15 protein-coding genes are annotated in these 17573 nt (G+C 63.8%); 8 read left to right on the top strand and 7 right to left on the bottom strand.

Going from position 1 to position 17573, the window contains the following annotated elements:
* Positions 1-4 precede the first annotated feature (4 nt).
* Complete coding sequence (arfB, locus tag K9B37_RS11335) at positions 5-427, bottom strand: alternative ribosome rescue aminoacyl-tRNA hydrolase ArfB (protein WP_224313190.1); 423 nt, start codon at positions 425-427, stop codon at positions 5-7.
* Positions 428-696: 269 nt separating this feature from the next.
* Here arfB and K9B37_RS11330 point away from each other — a divergent pair, with 269 nt between their 5' ends.
* Positions 697-1620, top strand: a complete 924-nt coding sequence (locus K9B37_RS11330) for an AEC family transporter (RefSeq protein ID WP_224313189.1) — start codon at positions 697-699, stop codon at positions 1618-1620.
* A 98-nt stretch (positions 1621-1718) separates the two neighbouring features.
* Positions 1719-1952 carry a hypothetical protein gene (locus tag K9B37_RS11325; protein WP_224313188.1) on the top strand — a complete coding sequence of 78 codons (234 nt, stop codon included), beginning with the start codon at positions 1719-1721 and terminating at the stop codon, positions 1950-1952.
* A gap of 3 nt (positions 1953-1955) precedes the next feature.
* On the opposite strand, the gene dprA is transcribed toward K9B37_RS11325, so the two are convergent.
* Genes dprA through K9B37_RS11305 form a run of 4 tightly spaced genes read right to left on the bottom strand, consistent with a single transcriptional unit; the run spans position 1956 to position 6016 of the window.
* Entirely contained in the window at positions 1956-3158 is a 1203-nt protein-coding gene (gene dprA / locus K9B37_RS11320; protein ID WP_224313187.1) for a DNA-processing protein DprA, read from the bottom strand.
* Positions 3155-3757: a glycerol-3-phosphate 1-O-acyltransferase PlsY gene (gene plsY, locus K9B37_RS11315; protein WP_224313186.1), complete on the bottom strand. Its 603-nt coding sequence runs from the start codon at positions 3755-3757 to the stop codon at positions 3155-3157. The genes dprA and plsY overlap by 4 nt, the downstream gene beginning before the upstream one ends.
* Before the next feature lie 10 nt (positions 3758-3767).
* On the bottom strand, positions 3768-5060 hold the full coding sequence (locus tag K9B37_RS11310; RefSeq protein WP_224313185.1) for a dihydroorotase: 1293 nt from the start codon (positions 5058-5060) through the stop codon (positions 3768-3770).
* 8 nt (positions 5061-5068) lie between these two features.
* Entirely contained in the window at positions 5069-6016 is a 948-nt protein-coding gene (locus K9B37_RS11305) for an aspartate carbamoyltransferase catalytic subunit (RefSeq protein ID WP_224313184.1), read from the bottom strand.
* A gap of 137 nt (positions 6017-6153) precedes the next feature.
* Here K9B37_RS11305 and K9B37_RS11300 point away from each other — a divergent pair, with 137 nt between their 5' ends.
* From K9B37_RS11300 to K9B37_RS11285, 4 genes are all read left to right on the top strand, one after another.
* A complete protein-coding gene (locus K9B37_RS11300) occupies positions 6154-6843 on the top strand; it encodes a phosphatase PAP2 family protein (protein WP_224313183.1) in 690 nt (229 codons plus the stop codon).
* Positions 6844-6937: 94 nt separating this feature from the next.
* On the top strand, positions 6938-8581 hold the full coding sequence (locus K9B37_RS11295; protein WP_224313182.1) for an isovaleryl-CoA dehydrogenase: 1644 nt from the start codon (positions 6938-6940) through the stop codon (positions 8579-8581).
* Between the two features lie 138 nt (positions 8582-8719).
* Entirely contained in the window at positions 8720-11437 is a 2718-nt protein-coding gene (gene topA / locus K9B37_RS11290) for a type I DNA topoisomerase (RefSeq protein ID WP_224313181.1), read from the top strand.
* Positions 11438-11448: 11 nt separating this feature from the next.
* Positions 11449-11928 carry an MgtC/SapB family protein gene (locus tag K9B37_RS11285; protein WP_224313180.1) on the top strand — a complete coding sequence of 160 codons (480 nt, stop codon included), beginning with the start codon at positions 11449-11451 and terminating at the stop codon, positions 11926-11928.
* Between the two features lie 5 nt (positions 11929-11933).
* On the opposite strand, the gene K9B37_RS11280 is transcribed toward K9B37_RS11285, so the two are convergent.
* Positions 11934-12128 carry a hypothetical protein gene (locus K9B37_RS11280; RefSeq protein ID WP_224313179.1) on the bottom strand — a complete coding sequence of 65 codons (195 nt, stop codon included), beginning with the start codon at positions 12126-12128 and terminating at the stop codon, positions 11934-11936.
* Between the two features lie 241 nt (positions 12129-12369).
* On the opposite strand from K9B37_RS11280, the gene parE reads away from it, so the two are divergent.
* Positions 12370-14427, top strand: a complete 2058-nt coding sequence (gene parE / locus K9B37_RS11275; protein ID WP_224313178.1) for a DNA topoisomerase IV subunit B — start codon at positions 12370-12372, stop codon at positions 14425-14427.
* A gap of 107 nt (positions 14428-14534) precedes the next feature.
* On the opposite strand, the gene K9B37_RS11270 is transcribed toward parE, so the two are convergent.
* Complete coding sequence (locus K9B37_RS11270; RefSeq protein ID WP_224313177.1) at positions 14535-14876, bottom strand: hypothetical protein; 342 nt, start codon at positions 14874-14876, stop codon at positions 14535-14537.
* A gap of 380 nt (positions 14877-15256) precedes the next feature.
* On the opposite strand from K9B37_RS11270, the gene rnr reads away from it, so the two are divergent.
* Positions 15257-17566 carry a ribonuclease R gene (gene rnr / locus K9B37_RS11265; protein ID WP_224313176.1) on the top strand — a complete coding sequence of 770 codons (2310 nt, stop codon included), beginning with the start codon at positions 15257-15259 and terminating at the stop codon, positions 17564-17566.
* Positions 17567-17573: the final 7 nt, after the last annotated feature.

The following is a 17573-nucleotide window of genomic DNA, read 5'->3' as shown; positions in this document are numbered from 1 at the left end:
AGGTTTACTCGAAGCTCGGCTTCGCGCCCCGCCCTTTCTTGATGTCCGAGCGCTTCGACTTCGATTCCAGCCGTCGCTGCTTCGATGCCAAGGTCGGCTTCGTCTTGCGGCGCGGCTTGGGCACTTCCGTCGCTTGGCGGATCATCTCGACGAGGCGCTGAAGCGCGTCCTCCCGGTTGCGTTCCTGGGTGCGGAAGCGCTGTGCCGTGATGACGATGATGCCGTCGTTCGTCAGGCGGCTTCCGGCGATCTTCATCAATCGGATGGCGACGGGGTCGGGCAACGAACGGGAGCGGCGTGCATCGAAGCGCAATTGCACCGCAGTCGCCACCTTGTTCACGTTCTGCCCGCCGGGCCCGGAGCCTCGGATGAATGTCTCCTCGATCTCGGATTCATCGAGCGCGATGGTATCGGTGACCAGGATCATTGAACGCCTCGAAACTCGCAGCAGGGCCAGGGACCAGTAATCCTTTCGATCAATGATAGCGGGAGCGGCGCTTGTCGAGACCCTGTATCCGGTCTAGAGCATCGGACCCAAAAGTGGGTGCACTTTTGGGTCCGATGCTCCACTCTTTGAAAAGCGCATCGTTAGTGCGGAAAACCGGGTCCACTTTTCCGCACGATGTGCGAAGCGCCTCGCGAAGTTCCGCAACATTCTCTCCTTCTCGCGTCCATCGTTCCCGATCGGCCCTCGCCATGTCCCCCGTCTTCACCAGTTTGATTCCGACCTTTCTCATCATCGCGACGGGCTGGCTTGCCCGGATCACGAACTTCGTCGACGAGAAGCAATGGGCCGGATTGGAGCGGATCACCTATGTGATTTTCTTTCCAGCCCTGATCATCGACACTCTCTCCCGCGCGGATCTGGCTTCCGTGCCGGTGCTCGGGGTCGGCGGCGCGCTCGTTGGTGCCATCCTTCTTATGGCAGTGGCCATGCTGATGCTTCGGCCGCCTCTGGAACGCTACCTCGCCATCGACGGGCCGAGCTTCACCTCCATCTTTCAGGGCGCGACGCGATGGAACACTTTCATCGGCCTCGCGGTGGCCGGCAGCCTGTTTGGGCAACGCGGCGTCGCGCTCATCGCCGTCGCCATCGCCGCTATGGTGCCCCTGCTCAACCTCCTGGCGTTCTATGTGTTCATTAGCTACGCGGGCCGGCCCCGGCAGAGCCCGTATGAAATTCTGCGCTCGTTCGTCACCAATCCGTTCATCTGGTCCTGCGCCGTAGGACTGGCTTTGAACCTTCTCGCCCCACCTTTGCCGAAGCCCCTCTCCGCCTTCATCGACATGACGGGCCGTGCCGCTCTTGCATCGGGACTGTTGATCGTTGGCGCTGGCCTAGACATCCGCCGGCTCGCCAAGCCCGGTCCTGCGCATTTTCTGGCATCGGCTCTCAAGCTCCTGCTGCTTCCGATCATTGCCGTAACGCTGGCGCGAACGGCCGGCGTCACCGGGAACGATCTCGTCGTGACGATCGTAGCCGCGTCCGTGCCGTCCGCGAGCGCTGCCTACGTACTGGCGCGGCAGATGGGCGGGAACGCTGCGCTCATGGCGGAAATTCTGACGCTCCAAACTCTGCTCGCCATGGTCTCCATGCCCCTTTTGATTGCCTTCCTCTAAAGTCCTACAACCTTCGATTTAAATCGTGACCTTGTAATATTTCGAGTTGTGCTGCTATTTAAGCGCGTCTCTTGCAATCAGGTCAGCGAACGCGCCCCATGTCGAAGAATCCGCTCCGTGCCGGCAAGCCGAAACCTCCCGCTGGTCAGGGAGCGTCTGTCGATCTTGAAAACGACGCCTCCGTTGCAGAGACAGCGCAATACATCGCAGAATTCACGGCGGAGCTGTCATTCCTGGCCCGGCGATCGAACCTCGATCTGCTGGCCTATCTGCTCGACATGGCACGCCTTGAGGCGATGCGGAGCATGCAAAGCGCGGGCAAGAAGCGTTGAACGTCAACGGCCGGCAATGAGCGAAACCGCATTTCCACCGTGACGCTCCAGTCTTCCCGCGATCTCCAGCTCGAGCAATGTCATCTGGACGATACGGATCGAAAGTCCGGATTGGCGCACGAGGTCGTCAACGGAGATCGGTGATGGTCCCAGGAGGTCGATCAAACCGACGGTTGCAGGTCCATTGTGTGGCTCGCCAAGTGCCTCTGCCTCGGGCGCCACCTCTCCGACAGGCGCGCGCGGAACACCCGGCAGATCGAGTTCGTCCCACAGCTCTTCCGTCGCTACAAGATGTCGCGGCTCCTCGATTCCGGTGTCCGAGCGCGGACCGGACGCAACCAGCGGTTCGAGCACGCTCGTGACATGCTCGATCTCGGCACAGAGATTGGCTCCATCACGGATGAGATCGTTCGTGCCCTCAGCGCGCGGATCAAGCGGCGAGCCTGGAACGGCGAAGACTTCCCGCCCTTGCTCCAGAGCGAAGCGGGCTGTGATGAGGGAGCCCGAACGGCGGGCCGCCTCAACCACCACGACGCCATAGGAGAGGCCCGACACGACTCGATTCCGGCGCGGAAAGTCCCGGCCGCGCGGCTCCCAGCCGAGAGGCATCTCGGACACTACGGCACCGCCATTGTCCACGATCGCTTTGACGAGCGGCTCGTTCTCGGACGGATAGATCCTGTCCTGCCCACCGGCCAGAACCGCAATCGTGCCGGTTTCGAGTGCCGCCTTGTGAGCACGCGTGTCGATGCCGCGGGCAAGGCCGGAGACGACCACGTAGCCGGCATCGCCGAGCTGTCGCGACAGGCGTTCCGTGAAGGTGAGCCCAGCCGCCGATGCATTGCGAGAGCCGACCATGGCCACTGCAGGCCGCGAGAAAATCTCGCTCGAGCCGCGAACCGCGATCAGCGGCGGCGCCGTATCGATCGCTTGAAGGACCTTTGGATAGTCCGGCTCGCCCATGGCGATGAAGCGGACACCGAGCCGGACGGCCGCCGCCATCTCCTTCTCCGCTTCGGCCCGGGTCGTAACCTTCAGGACCAGACGTCCGCCGCGGCGGGCGAGATCCGGCAAGGCCTCCAGCGCGGCGGCAGCCCCACCGAACTGATTGACCAGGGCACGAAACGTCCGCGGCCCGACATTCTCCGAGCGGATCAGCCGAAGCCAATCCAGCCGCTGCTCGTCCGCCAGACGGGAGCCGCTCATCCCTTCTGCCCGATCTTGCCTTCGGTGCCCGCCACGAGGCGGCTGATGTTCTCACTGTGTTTCCACCACAGCAGAACCACCAGAATCAGGATCACCCCGGCCATTTTCGGCTCGCCAAGAGCCCAGAGCACCAGCGGCGTCGTGGCTGTCGCCACGAGGGCCGCGAGCGACGAATAGCGTTTGAGATAAGCCAGGCTGAGCCAGATGATCGCGAAGATCAGTGCGGCGAGCGGCATGAGGCCGATCAGGACGCCGATGAAGGTGGCAACCCCCTTGCCGCCCTTGAAGCCGAGCCAGACCGGGAAGAGGTGTCCGAGGAAGGCGCCCAGCGCCGCGATGGTCGCGAGGTCCTGTCCCCACCGCCCCGCCACGACGACGGCGACCGTTCCCTTCAAGGCATCGCAGACGAGCGTTGCCGCGGCCAGGCCCTTCCGGCCGGTCCGCAGGACATTGGTTGCGCCGATATTGCCGGATCCGACTTTGCGGATATCGCCGAGGCCCGCCATGCGGGTGAAGATCACCCCGAAGGGGATCGAGCCCAGCAGATAGCCGAAGACCAGGGCGATCAGCAGATGCAGGAGGTGGATATCGTCGGACATACGCGTCTCTTCAGTTCGGTCGGCGGTCGAACACGATCCTGCCTGCAACCATCGTCACCGTCACCTGTCCTTCCAGACGGGCTTCATCGAAAGGCGTGTTCTTCGACAGCGATCGCAGGTCGCGCTTGTCGAGGACGTACGGCGCATCTGGGTCGAACATGATGAGGTCCGCCGGGGCGCCGCGTTCGAGCCGTCCGCCCGGAAGACCAAGGATTTCCGCGGGGCGCGTCGTCATCGAACGGAGTAGATTCGGAAGCGAGACCTGTCCGGCTTGGACGAGACGGAGTGCGGCGGAGAGTAGAGTTTCGAGCCCCACGGCCCCGTTTGCCGCCTCGGCGAAGGGCAGGCGCTTCGTCTCCACATCCTGTGGATTGTGGTCGGAGACGACCACATCGATGGTGCCATCGGCCACGGCCTCGATCATCGCCTGACGGTCGTCCTCGTGCCGGAGCGGTGGCGAGAGCTTCAGGAAGGTGCGGTAATCGCCGATGTCGTTTTCATTCAATGCAAGGTTGTTGATGGAGACGCCGCAGGTGACCGGGAGGCCCCTCACCTTCGCATCGCGGATGATATCCACAGAATCGGCACAGGAGATCATCGCCGCGTGATAGCGCCCGCCCGTGAGGCGCACGAGACGGATATCGCGCTCCAGCATCACCGTCTCGGCCTCGCGAGGTATTCCCGGCATGCCGAGCCGCGTCGCGAATTCGCCCTCGTTCATGACACCCGTGCCGACGAGATCCGGATCCTCCACATGGTGGACGATCAGAGCATCGAAATCGCGGGCATAGGTGAGCGCCCGGCGCATCACCTGGGCATTCGTGACGGACCGCAACCCATCGGTGAAGGCGATGGCGCCGGCTTCGCGCAGAAGCCCGATCTCGGCCATTTCCTGCCCCTTCAGGCCCTTCGTGAGCGCGGCTGCCGGGCGGATATGGACGATGGAGGTGTCGCGGGCGCGACGTGTCACGAAATCGACGATGGCGGGATCGTCGAGAACGGGACTTGTGTCCGGCATCGACACGATGGTCGTGACGCCGCCTGCCGCCGCCGCTTCGCCGGCGCTCTTCAGCGTCTCCCGGTGGGCAGCACCCGGCTCGCCGATGAAGGCGCGCATGTCGATGAGGCCCGGTGCCAGGACTTGGCTCTTGCAATCGATAACCTCGGCATCGGCCACGACGCCGACCTGTGGACCTATGTCCGCGATCAATCCGTCCCGCACCAACAGCGCGCCGCGCTCGTCGCGCCCACTGGCCGGATCGATCAGGCGCGCATTCGTGAAGAGCGTAGGTTTGTCGTTCATGGCGTGTCTCATCGGTTCGGCAGATGGCTCGCGAGAGCCTCGAGCACGGCCATGCGGACGGCGACGCCCATCTCGACCTGTTCGCGGATCAGCGACTGGGCGCCATCCGCAACCTCGGAGGAAATCTCGACGCCACGGTTCATGGGGCCTGGATGCATCACGAGCGCGTCGGGCTTGGCATAAGAGAGCTTCTCCTGATCAAGACCGTAGAAGCGGAAGTATTCCTTCACGGAGGGGACGAAGGAGCCGTTCATGCGCTCGAGCTGCAGACGGAGCATCATGACGATATCCGCACCGTCGAGCCCCCTCCGCATGTCTGTGAAGGTTTCGAAGCCGAGGCGCCCGATATCCGGCGGCAGAAGGGTCGAGGGCGCAACGAGCCGCACCCGCGCACCCATGGCGGCGAGCAGGATCATGTTCGAGCGCGCCACGCGCGAATGCAGGATGTCGCCGCAGATCGCGACCGTCAGGCCCTGGATGCGGCCCTTGTTGCGGCGGATCGTAAGCGCATCGAGGAGTGCCTGCGTCGGATGCTCATGCGCGCCGTCGCCCGCATTGACCACGGAACAATCGACCTTCTGCGCCAGGAGGTGCACCGCGCCGGCCGCATGATGCCGGACGATGATCAGGTCCGGCCGCATGGCGTTCAGGGTCGCGGCCGTGTCGATCAGGGTCTCGCCCTTCTTCACGGAAGACGACGCCACCGACATGTTCATCACGTCGGCGCCGAGACGCTTTCCGGCGATCTCGAAGGAGGATTGCGTGCGGGTGGACGGCTCGAAGAAGAGGTTGATCTGAGTCCGGCCCCGAAGGGTCGACTTCTTCTTCTCGATTTGCCGGCTCACCTCGACCTGCGCATCCGCGAGATCGAGAAGGGCCTGAATGTCCAACGGGGAAAGCCCCTCGATGCCGAGCAGGTGTCGATGGGGAAAAACGGAGGGGTGCGGATTATTCATCTTAAAAAGATGGCTATAGGCGCTGTCGGTGAGGGCGGCAAGCGAAGTCTGACCTTACGTCCGCGAACTTCACAGATCTGCACGGTTGCCGCTCGGCGAGCGTTGACAGCTTGAGCATGCCGCCCGATCAATGAGGCATGCATCGTCACGCCTTTCTCGTCGCGGGTTTGCTGCTGCTCCCGCTGGTCCCGACTGCTCCCGCCGTCGCCAAGGACAAAGCTCATCTTACGGTCACGATCGACACGGCGCAGATCGGTACACCTCCCGGTCCGGACGCCGTATCCAAGGACCTCGCTGCCGTCCTGTCGGCGCAGCATGAACGCACGCCGACCCGGGAAGACAATGCCGTCAAAGATGCCCGCCAGACCCTGACCCGTTTTCTCGAGGGCATGAACGCCACTGTGGACAAGCATGCCCTGAAGAAGGCGCGCCAGCTCTTCAAGGACGCGACAGTCGCCCTGGAAACCGCTCTCGGCACCGTGAAGGAGCGCTTCGACCGTCCGCGCCCCTTCAAGGAAAGCACGGAGGTCAAGACCTGCCCGATCAAGCTCCCTCAGAGCAGTTCCTTTCCTTCGACCCATGCGGGCACCGGGACCCTTTTTGCGGCCCTGCTCGCCCATGTGGCACCGGAAAGGAAGGCTGAACTAGAAGAACGGGGGCTCGATTATGGCTGGAGCCGCGTCGTGTGCGGCTTTCATTTTCCCACGGATGTGGAAGCGGGACGTAAAGCAGGCCGTCTGGTCGCCGAAGCGCTTCTGCGCGACCCGGCCATCGCCATGAAACTCGAACGAAGCGCTCCGGAATTGCGCAAGGCCCTCGGCCTTTAATCTCTGAAACCGTCTGCAACCCAAGCAGTGTCTTGTCGCTATTCTCCCTGGACTCGCCCTATATCCTTAGGGTGCGTGTCAGCGGGAACCTGAGATGAATCAAGACTCCCAAACGGCCCTCAACCAAACGCCTCCCTTTGGCGACGTCGATCTGATTGCGTCCGATCCGGTTCTGTTAAGCGCCCTGCGCGCCAATGGCATCGACATCGATGCCGAGGGTTTGAAGACTTTCGGCGAAGTCTGGGGGACGATGGAGCGGCTCGATCTCGGCCGCCTTGCCAACGAGAACCCGCCCAAGCTCAGAGCGTTCGATCCGCGCGGCTTCCGGCTCGATGCCGTCGAGTTTCACCCGGCCTATCACGCGCTCATGCGGGCGAGCATGGAGGATGGTCTTCATGCCTCGACCTGGAATGAAGCCGACCCGGATCATCCGACAGGCCAGGGGCATGTCGCCCGCGCTGCCCGAATCTATACGGCGGCGGGAGTCGAGAGCGGGCATGTCTGCCCCATCACCATGACGCACGCCTCGGTCGGCGCTCTCGCGGCCGCACCGAAGCTTCTGGAGGAATGGCTCCCGCGGATCGTCTCGCGCGACTACGACGCGCGGTTCGTCCCGTTCTGGGAAAAGACGGCGGTGACTCTCGGCATGGGCATGACCGAGAAGCAGGGCGGGACCGATGTCCGCGCGAACACAACGCGCGCCGAGCCCAAGACCGGGGACGAGTATCAGCTGACCGGCCACAAGTGGTTCATGTCAGCGCCCATGTGCGACGCCTTCCTGGTCCTGGCCCAGGCGCCGGGGGGCCTCACCTGCTTCCTGATGCCCCGTTTCCGGCCGGACGGCTCCCTCAACGCCATGCGCCTGCAGCGCCTCAAGGACAAGCTCGGCAACCGTTCCAACGCATCGTCGGAGGTCGAGTTCGACCGGGCCTTCGCCTGGCGGGTCGGCGACGAGGGTCGCGGTGTTCGCACCATCATCAACATGGTCCAGCTCACGCGGCTCGACTGCGCGGTCGCCTCGGCCGGGCTGGTGCGGATGGGACTTGCCCTTGCCCTCCACCATGCGCGCCACAGAAGCGTTTTTCAGAAGAAGCTCATCGACCAGCCGGCCATGCGCGCCGTGCTGGCCGATCTTGCCCTGGAGAACGAGGCGATGACGGCGCTTGCACTGCGTCTGGCCCGGAGCTTCGACGGCGCCGTCACGAATGACGGCGAAGCGGGTTATGCCCGGCTTGTGACTCCCGCGGCCAAGTTCGGGATCTGCAAGGCGGCGCCTCGCCTGCTCTACGAGGCGATGGAATGCTTAGGCGGCAACGGCTACGTCGAGGAGAGCCCCCTGCCGCGCCTCTATCGGGAGGCACCGGTGAACGCCATCTGGGAGGGTTCGGGGAATGTGATCGCCCTCGACATCCTCCGGGCGGAGACACGGGAACCCGAGGCCGCAACCGTCGCCCTGGAGGGCCTCATGGCAAATATTGCCGACCTTCCGGGCGCCAAGGATGCGGCCCGGGACATCCTGCTCGCCCTCCATTCCCCAGAAGCCGAAGCGAAAGCGCGGCTGATCGCGGAGCGCCTCTTCACCCTCGCCGCGACGGCCGCCCTCGCCGGCTCCGCTCCGCCCGAGGTTACGGAGGCCTATGCCCTGACCCGGCTGCGCCAGCCCTCCCGCATGATCGGGGCGAACGATCTGGGTCCGGCCACAAAAATCTTGCTGGACAGAGGTTTCGCCACCATATGACATTTAAGGGCGAACGGTCGGATTTGACTTGTTTGCAATCATCCACCACTTATCGCGCCCCGCGACGGTCTAAGGGCTGACCGTCGGTTCCGCCATGTATCTTCGCGCTTTGCTCGCGGCTACTTTGGGAAGTCGCACATGAAAGTTCTCGTCGTCGAGTCGCCTGCCAAGGCCAAGACGATCAACAAATATCTCGGCAAGGACTACGAGGTCCTGGCCTCCTTCGGGCATATCCGCGATCTGCCCGCCAAGGACGGCTCAGTCGACCCGGAGGCCGATTTCCGCATGGTCTGGACCCTGGAGGACCGTGGCTCCAAGCGCGTGTCCGAGATCGCCAAGGCGATCAAGGGGGCGGAAAAGCTGATTCTCGCCACCGACCCGGATCGGGAGGGCGAAGCCATCTCCTGGCACGTGATAGAAGCCCTGCGCGAAAAACGGGCGCTCAAGGATCTGCCCGTCGAGCGCGTTACCTTCAATGCCATCACGAAGGATGCGGTCCAGACGGCCTTGCGTCAGCCGAGGCAGATCGATCAGGCCCTGGTCGACGCCTACCTGGCGCGCCGTGCCCTCGATTACCTCGTCGGCTTCACTCTCTCTCCGGTCCTGTGGCGCAAGCTGCCGGGCGCCCGCTCGGCCGGCCGCGTCCAATCGGTGGCGCTTCGCCTCGTCTGCGACCGCGAGCTGGAGATCGAGACCTTCAAGACCCAGGAATACTGGTCGCTCGTCGCCACGCTCGCCACGAAGGACGGCGGCATCTTCGATGCGCGTCTCGTCGGCGCGGACGGCAAGAAGATCCAGCGCCTCGACATCGGCAGCGGCGAACAGGCCGAGGCCTTCAAGCGCGACCTCGAACTCGCGACCTTCGCGGTGGCGAATATCGAGGCGAAGCCTGCCAAGCGCCATCCCTACCCGCCGTTCACGACCTCGACCCTGCAGCAGGAGGCATCCCGCAAGCTGGGCCTTGCTCCAGCACAGACCATGCGGATCGCCCAGCGGCTTTATGAGGGCGTCGATATCGGCGGCGAGACCGTAGGCCTCATCACCTATATGCGAACCGACGGCGTCGACATGGCACCGGAGGCGGTTCAGGCCGCGCGCCGGGTCATCGGCAAGGAATACGGCGAACGCTACGTTCCCGGCGTGCCGCGGAAATATACGACGAAGGCCAAGAACGCCCAGGAAGCGCACGAAGCCATTCGTCCGACGGATATGAGCCGCCTGCCCAAGCACGTCGCGAAATATCTGGAGCCGGAACAGGCCAGGCTCTACGACCTGATCTGGACACGCACGCTCGCGAGCCAGATGGAATCGGCGGAGCTGGAGCGCACCACCGTCGACGTCACCGCCCAGGTCGGTCCGCGCAAGCTCGATCTCCGCGCCACCGGGCAGGTGGTGAAGTTCGACGGCTTCCTCACGCTCTACAACGAGAGCAAGGACGACGATCCGGACGAGGATGAGGGTCGCCTGCCCCCGATGAAGGCCGGTGATTCTCTGGAGCGCCGCCGCATCGCCGCGACTCAGCACTTCACCGAACCGCCGCCGCGTTATTCGGAGGCGAGCCTCGTCAAGCGCATGGAGGAGCTCGGCATCGGCCGTCCTTCGACCTATGCGGCGGTTCTGCAGACCCTCCGCGACCGCGAATACGTGCGTATCGAAAAGAAGCGCCTCGTCCCGGAAGACAAGGGCCGCATCGTCACGGCGTTCCTGGAAAGCTTCTTCCGCCGCTATGTGGAGTACGACTTCACGGCGGACCTGGAGGAGCAGCTCGACCGGATCTCCAACAGCGAGATCGACTGGAAGCAGGTGCTGCGCGACTTCTGGCGCGACTTCTCGGCCGCCATCGGTGGAACCAAGGAGCTGCGCACGGCCGAAGTGCTCGAGGCGCTCAACGAGTTGCTGGGGCCTCACATCTTCCCGGACCGGGGCGATGGATCGAACCCGCGCACCTGCCCGACCTGCGGCACGGGCCAGCTCTCCCTGAAGCTCGGCAAGTTCGGAGCCTTCATCGGCTGCTCGAACTATCCTGAGTGCAAATACACTCGTCAGCTCGCGGCCTCCGGCATCGACGGCGAGGGTGAAGGCTCTTCCGAGAACGGCGGCACCCCGGGCGTGAAGGTCCTGGGCGACGATCCCGAGACTGGCCTTCAGGTGACCCTGCGGGACGGCCGTTTCGGCCCCTTCGTACAGCTTGGCGAGGGTGAAAAGCCGAAACGCTCGTCGATTCCGAAGGGGATGTCCCCTGCCCTGGTCGATCTCGACAAGGCCCTGAAGCTCCTCGCGCTGCCGCGCACGGTCGCCATGCATCCGGAAACCGGTGAGCCGATCCTCGCGAGCATCGGCCGCTATGGGCCTTACGTGCAGCACGGCAAGACCTACGCCAATCTCGGCAAGGACGATGACGTTCTCGAGATCGGGGGCAACCGTGCCATCGATCTTATCATCGCCAAGGAAAGCGGCGCCGGCGGCGGCTTCCGTCGCGGAGCGGCAGATCCAGGCCGGCCATTGGGCGCGGATCCAGAATCCGGCAAGCCGATCGTGGTGAAAGCCGGTCGCTTTGGCCCCTACGTGACCGACGGCGAGACGAACGCTACCTTGCCCAAGGCGATCGCCGCGGAGGCGGTGACGCTCGACGAGGCCATCGGACTGCTCAATGCACGTCGTGCCATGGGCGGCTCGAAAAAATCGGCGCGTGGGCGCAAGACGGCGACCAAGTCGGCAGCCAAGAAGGCTCCCGCCAAAAAGGCGCCGGCCAAGAAGACAGCCGCAAGGAAAACGGCAGCGAAAACGGCGACGAAGGCGGTTGCCAAGAAGCCGGTAGCCCGCAAAGCTTCCGCGAAGGCCGCCAAGATGCCCTAACAAGGACCCGAATGGATCACCTGTCGCCAGGAACCATCGAGATCGTGTTCCGCCTCGTGGTGGCAATGCTGGCGGGCATGATCGTGGGGTTCAACCGGGACCTGAAGGACAAGCCCGTCGGCATGCGAACGCTGGGGCTTGTCTCCCTCAGCTCGGCACTGCTCATCGTATCGGGTTCGGTCTATGGCGGGCTGCAATTCGAACAGGCATCCACGAGCCGGGTTATTCAGGGCATCATGACGGGTCTAGGCTTCCTGGGCGGAGGTGTCATTCTCCGGGGCAGGCGCCAGGAGGAGATCAAGGGCCTGACGACCGCGGCAACGGTGTGGCTCGCCGCCGCTTTGGGCGTCACTGCAGGCCTCGGTGGATGGCTGATCACGGCTCTCGGCTGCGCCTTCGCCCTCACGCTTCTGGTTTTCGGAAAACCGGTCGAAGACCTCCTCGACCGAATGTTCATGCGGCGCGATGGGAGCAATGACTCACAGCGATGATCCGGTCAGCGGACCGTGACATAGATCGCAGCGACGGCGACGATGGCGAGCGCTACGATAAAGAGGCCGAGCGACCAGCGACCTTGTGAAGGTTGAGCCAGGATCTCCGGCTCGTCGAAAGCGAACGCTTCCCCGGCCGTCCGTGCAGCCCTGCTCAGGTGGAGCTGTTGTGCCGTTCCCAGGGTCGTCCGCATCGTCACCGTGATTCTCCGTTAAGCTTCCGCTAAGCGTAACGAGCCAACGTGAATAACACCTAAACCGTTCCGCTTCGCGGGCAAAGATCTCCTTTCGGGGAGGGTGTGGCGCCGGGGGGCTTCCCCCAAGGTGGATTTTGTGGCTTTTGCTGCATGATCGCACTTCACGTTTATGTTTTGTTCTCTTATGAATTGAAGAATGAAAAGCAATGCCAAGAAACGCGAATCAGCACGGACGAAAGTCCCCATGACGGATAACGACGATCTCTTCGGGGGTTCGGCTCCCGCGAAACGAGCCGCCGCGTCCGGCAGAGCCGCGTCCGCCCGCGCCGCCCGCAGCGCTCCTCAAGGCACGCCGGGCGAGAGCGGCTACGATGCCTCCACCATCGAAGTGCTCGAGGGGCTGGAGCCGGTCCGGCGCCGTCCGGGCATGTATATCGGCGGTACGGACGAGAAGGCGCTTCACCACCTCTTCGCCGAGGTGATCGACAACTCCATGGACGAGGCGGTCGCGGGCCATGCGAGCTTCATCGAGGTAGAGCTGGAGGAAGGCGGCTGGCTGTCCGTTACCGATAACGGCCGCGGCATTCCGGTCGACCCGCATCCGAAGTTCCCGAAGAAATCCGCCCTCGAAGTCATCATGACGACCCTGCACGCCGGCGGAAAATTCGACTCGAAGGTCTATGAGACCTCGGGCGGCCTTCACGGCGTCGGCGTATCGGTGGTAAACGCGCTCTCCGAGACCCTTGAGGTCGAGGTTGCTCGCGGGCAGACCCTGTATCGCCAGGTGTTTTCGCGCGGCATTCCGAAGACCAAGCTCGAAACCGTCGGCCGCGTTCTCAATCGCCGCGGCACGAAGGTACGCTTCAAGCCTGACGCGCAGATCTTCGGCAAGGATGCTCACTTCCTGCCGCGGCGCCTGTTCAAGATGGCGCGCTCCAAGGCCTATCTGTTCGGCGGTGTCGAGATCCGCTGGAAATGCGCGCCCTCCCTCCTCGAAGGCGCAGACAACGTTCCGGCCGAGGCGACCTTCAAGTTCCCGAACGGCCTGAAGGACTACCTGCTTCACGACATCGAAGGAAAGGAGCTGGTCACCGACCAGCTCTTCTCCGGCAAGATCACGAAGCCCGGCAGCCATGGATCGCTCGAATGGGCGGTCGCCTGGATGTCTCAGGAAGATGGATTCTCGATCTCCTACTGCAACACGGTGCCGACCCCGGAGGGCGGCACGCACGAGAACGGTCTGAGGATTGCCCTCCTGCGCGCGCTCCGCGACCACGCTGAACGCGTCGGGCAGCAGAAGCGCATGGCGGCGGTGACCACCGACGACGTGATGGCGACCTGCGCCTCCATGCTCTCGGTCTTCATCCGCGAGCCGGAATTCCAGGGCCAGACCAAGGACAAGCTGGCGACCGTGGAAGCGGGCCGCATCGTCGAGAGCGCCATCCGCGATACCTTCGACCACTGGCTCGCCGCATCGCCGCAACAGGCCAACAAGCTTCTCGATTGGGTGATCGACCGCGCGGAAGAGCGCCTGCGCCGGCGCCAGGAGAAGGAGGTCGCCCGCAAGACCGCGACCCGCAAGCTGCGTCTGCCCGGCAAGCTCGCCGACTGCACCAACGCGGGCGCCAAGGGCTCGGAGCTGTTCATCGTCGAGGGTGACTCGGCCGGCGGCTCGGCCAAGCAGGCGCGAGACCGCGCCACCCAGGCCGTACTGCCGCTTCGCGGAAAAATCCTCAACGTCGCCTCGGCCGGACGGGACAAGCTGCATCAAAATCAGCAGATCTCCGATCTGGTGCAGGCTCTCGGCTGCGGAACCGGCTCGCACTACAAGGATGCGGATCTGCGCTACGAGAAGGTCGTCATCATGACCGATGCCGACGTGGACGGAGCTCATATCGCGTCCTTGCTGATCACCTTCTTCTATCGGCAGATGCCACGCCTCATCGATGGCGGACACCTCTATCTGGCGGTGCCGCCCCTCTACCGGCTCACCCAGGGCACCAAGTCGGCCTATGCCCGGGACGATGCCGACCGGGACCGCCTTCTGAAGACCGTGTTCAAGGGCAATGGCAAGGTCGAGATCGGCCGGTTCAAGGGCCTCGGCGAGATGCTCCCGGCACAGCTGAAGGAGACCACCATGGATCCGAGGAAGCGCCTACTCCTGAAGGTCGTGGTGGAGGCCGAGGCGCGCCCGGAGACCGGCGATGCGGTAGAACGCCTGATGGGCAACAAGCCGGAAGCGCGCTTCACCTTCATCCAGGAACGCGCCGCCTTCGCGGACGAGGCGGCCCTGGACATCTGAGAACGTCGCCCGTCAGCGCATTCCAAAGACTAAAACAAAGGTCCGTCCCCGCAAGGGACGGACCTTTGATCATTCGAAGGCTCAGCAGTCGGCCGACTGACGGCTTTTCACTTGCGCGGCCGGCGATAGGTCGTCGTCGGTGCCGGTGCGGTGGTGTTGCCGCTTGCGGTCTGCACGCAGGTGAGCACCTCGACATAGCTCGGGTAGCCGCCGATGCTGGTTTCCTCGATGCAGCGTTTTCGCAACGGCTCGGCAAAGCTGGACCATTGTTTGGCGAGTTCATCACGCGCGCCCGTTTCATCCCTCATGCAGTTGGCCTCCGGGCTCTTGTCCGTCGCATCCAAAGCCACGGCCGCCTTGCAGGTGGACTGAATGTCGAGCCGGGGGACCTGCTGTGCCAAGGCTGGTGTCACAAAGAAAAGCAATGGAACGGCGATGTATCTGAGCATGAAAGGCCTCCTTCGCGGATAGGACCTGACGACGGTTCCGGTCGGACGCACAGCGCCGGACTTGCCCCCTTTATACTTAGGCTCGTTCCACGGCCGTAAAGGTGACCCTGGGAGCCGGACTACCTCCAAAGGAAGAATCGAAAAAAATTTAAAAACTTGCGGAACCTTCCTCGTCCCCTCTACGTTGAGAGGCATCACCGGCTCATTCTGCCCCCACGGGCCGGTCCCTCAAAGGCTCCCGCAAGGGGCCTTTTTTTTATTCCCCAACGGCATGATAGGATCCAAAGCTCCGCTTCGCGCGTCGTCATGGATCGCATGCAGGCTAGTCGCGGCGCTGTCTGCATGCGACAAGGCCCTTATGATCCCGATGAGTTATCTCCTTGGCTAAGCGCTCCAAATCGATCTCCCCCACGCTCCCCTCCCGCGAGGATGTCGTCGCCTTCATCGCCAATGCCTCGGGCAAGGTCGGCAAGCGCGAGATCGCACGTGCCTTCAATGTCCAGGGCGGCGACCGGATCTGGCTCAAGCAGCTCCTGAAAGATCTGGAGATCGAGGGCATCGTCGACCGGCGCGGCAAGACCGTTCACAAGGCCGGTCAGCTTCCGCCCATCGTGCTGGCCGACATCAAGCGCCGTGACCGGGACGGCGAACTCATCGCCGAGCCGACGGAATGGGACGAGGAAGAATACGGGCCGATCCCGACCATCCTCATCATGCCCGTGCGCAAGCCGCGTCCGGGCATGCCGGTGGCCGGCGTCGGCGACCGCGCCCTTCTGCGTGTCGATCCCCTGAAGGCAGGGGATGTTCACCGTTATGCGGGGCGTGTCACCAAGATCGTGGCCAAGAAGCAGGCGCAGGTTCTCGGTATCTTCCGCGCTCTGCCCGAAGGCGGCGGACGGCTGGTTCCGGTGGACAAGAAGGCCCGCGATCAGGAATTGCTGATCCGTCCCGGTGACGAGGCTGAGGCACTGGACGGCGATCTCGTCGCCGCTTCCGTGGTGAAGCACGGTCGCTTCGGCCTTCCTCATGCGAAGGTGAAGGAACGCCTCGGCTCCGTGAAGTCCGAGAAGGCCGTCAGCCTCATCGCCATTCACGCCCACAACATTCCGAGCGAGTTTCCGAAGAACATTCTCGAAGAAGCCGAGAAGGCGGAGCACGCGACCCTGGCCGGGCGGGAGGATTGGCGCGACGTTCCCCTCGTCACCATCGATCCGCCGGATGCGAAGGACCATGACGATGCGGTCCATGCGGTTCGGGACGAGGATCCGCACAACGAAGGCGGCTTCATCGTGACGGTCGCGATTGCGGACGTAGCCGCCTATGTGCGGCCCGGCTCCGCGCTCGACCGCGAAGCCCTCGAGCGCGGCAACTCCGTCTATTTTCCGGATAGGGTCGTGCCCATGCTGCCGGAGCGGATTTCGAACGATCTCTGCTCGCTTCGTCCGCACCAGCCCCGTCCGGCTCTCGCCGTGCGCATGGTGCTCGGCGCCGACGGTCACAAGAAGAGCCACAGCTTTCACCGGGTGATGATGCGCTCGGCCGCCAAGCTCTCCTACCAGCAGGCTCAGGCCGCCATCGATGGTCGCCCCGACGAGATCACCGGACCGATCCTCGATCCGATCCTGAAGCCGCTCTGGGCCGCCTACGAGACGGCCAAGAAGGCACGCAATGTGCGCGAGCCACTTTTTCTCGATCTGCCGGAACGCAAGATCGTCCTCAAGCCCGACGGCACCGTCGACCGCGTCTACGTCCCCGAGCGGCTCGAAGCTCACCGGCTCATCGAAGAGTTCATGATCCTCGCCAATGTGGCAGCAGCTGAGAGCTTGGAGAAAGCGCAGTCGGACCTGATCTACCGCGTCCATGACGAGCCGTCGCTGGAGAAGCTGCGGGCCTTGAGCGAGATCCTGGCCTCCATCGGCATGAAGTTCTCTTCGCAGGGAGCCCTGCGTCCAGAATTGTTCAACCGGATCCTGCGTGGCGTCGACGGCACTGAGCACCAGCTCTTCATCAACGAGGTCGTGCTGCGCTCCCAATCGCAGGCCGAATACTCTGCGGAGAATTACGGGCATTTCGGCCTCAATCTCCGTCGCTACGCCCATTTCACCTCGCCGATCCGCCGCTACGCGGATCTCATCGTCCATCGCGCGCTGATCCGGGCGCTCAAATTCGGCAAGGACGGGCTGCCGGTGGACACGACCCGGGCGGAGCTGATCGAGGTCAGCGCGCGGATCTCTGCTGCGGAGCGGCGCGCCATGGCGGCGGAGCGTGAGACAATCGACCGCCTGATCGCACACTTCCTTGCAGATCGGATCGGGGCCACATTCGACGGGCAGATTTCCGGCGTCACGAAGGCGGGCCTGTTCGTCAAGCTCCACGAGACCGGTGCGGACGGGTTCGTTCCTGCCGGGACCATCGGAGCCGATTACTATCGCTACGACGAGAGGACCCACTCGCTTCGCGGAGAACGCACCGGCGAGACCTATCGTCTCGGCGACAAGGTTCAGGTCAAGCTGGTAGAAGCCGCCCCGGTCGCCGGAGCCCTGCGGTTCGAGCTCCTCTCGGAGGGGCGCTACAGCCGTCGGCCGTCCGGTTCCGTAAAATCACGCGGCGCCAAGGCGTCCAAGAAGACCGAGAAGTCGGGACGCCGTGCGGCGCCCAAGGTGAAGGTGAAACGGCGCCATCGCGCCTGACGAAGGA

Source organism: Microvirga puerhi, assembly GCF_020089865.1.
Classification (GTDB): domain Bacteria; phylum Pseudomonadota; class Alphaproteobacteria; order Rhizobiales; family Beijerinckiaceae; genus Microvirga; species Microvirga puerhi.
Note: the sequence above shows the minus strand (reverse complement) of the source record. Positions and strands in the feature narration are given on the sequence as shown.

Excerpts from the sequence above, each read along its gene's own strand:
- arfB (WP_224313190.1), bottom strand. The coding sequence starts at position 427 with ATGATCCTGGTCACCGATACCATCGCGCTCGATGAATCCGAGATCGAG.
- K9B37_RS11330 (WP_224313189.1), top strand. The coding sequence starts at position 697 with ATGTCCCCCGTCTTCACCAGTTTGATTCCGACCTTTCTCATCATCGCG.
- K9B37_RS11325 (WP_224313188.1), top strand. The coding sequence starts at position 1,719 with ATGTCGAAGAATCCGCTCCGTGCCGGCAAGCCGAAACCTCCCGCTGGT.
- dprA (WP_224313187.1), bottom strand. The coding sequence starts at position 3,158 with ATGAGCGGCTCCCGTCTGGCGGACGAGCAGCGGCTGGATTGGCTTCGG.
- plsY (WP_224313186.1), bottom strand. The coding sequence starts at position 3,757 with ATGTCCGACGATATCCACCTCCTGCATCTGCTGATCGCCCTGGTCTTC.
- K9B37_RS11310 (WP_224313185.1), bottom strand. The coding sequence starts at position 5,060 with ATGAACGACAAACCTACGCTCTTCACGAATGCGCGCCTGATCGATCCG.
- K9B37_RS11305 (WP_224313184.1), bottom strand. The coding sequence starts at position 6,016 with ATGAATAATCCGCACCCCTCCGTTTTTCCCCATCGACACCTGCTCGGC.
- K9B37_RS11300 (WP_224313183.1), top strand. The coding sequence starts at position 6,154 with ATGCATCGTCACGCCTTTCTCGTCGCGGGTTTGCTGCTGCTCCCGCTG.
- K9B37_RS11295 (WP_224313182.1), top strand. The coding sequence starts at position 6,938 with ATGAATCAAGACTCCCAAACGGCCCTCAACCAAACGCCTCCCTTTGGC.
- topA (WP_224313181.1), top strand. The coding sequence starts at position 8,720 with ATGAAAGTTCTCGTCGTCGAGTCGCCTGCCAAGGCCAAGACGATCAAC.
- K9B37_RS11285 (WP_224313180.1), top strand. The coding sequence starts at position 11,449 with ATGGATCACCTGTCGCCAGGAACCATCGAGATCGTGTTCCGCCTCGTG.
- parE (WP_224313178.1), top strand. The coding sequence starts at position 12,370 with ATGACGGATAACGACGATCTCTTCGGGGGTTCGGCTCCCGCGAAACGA.
- K9B37_RS11270 (WP_224313177.1), bottom strand. The coding sequence starts at position 14,876 with ATGCTCAGATACATCGCCGTTCCATTGCTTTTCTTTGTGACACCAGCC.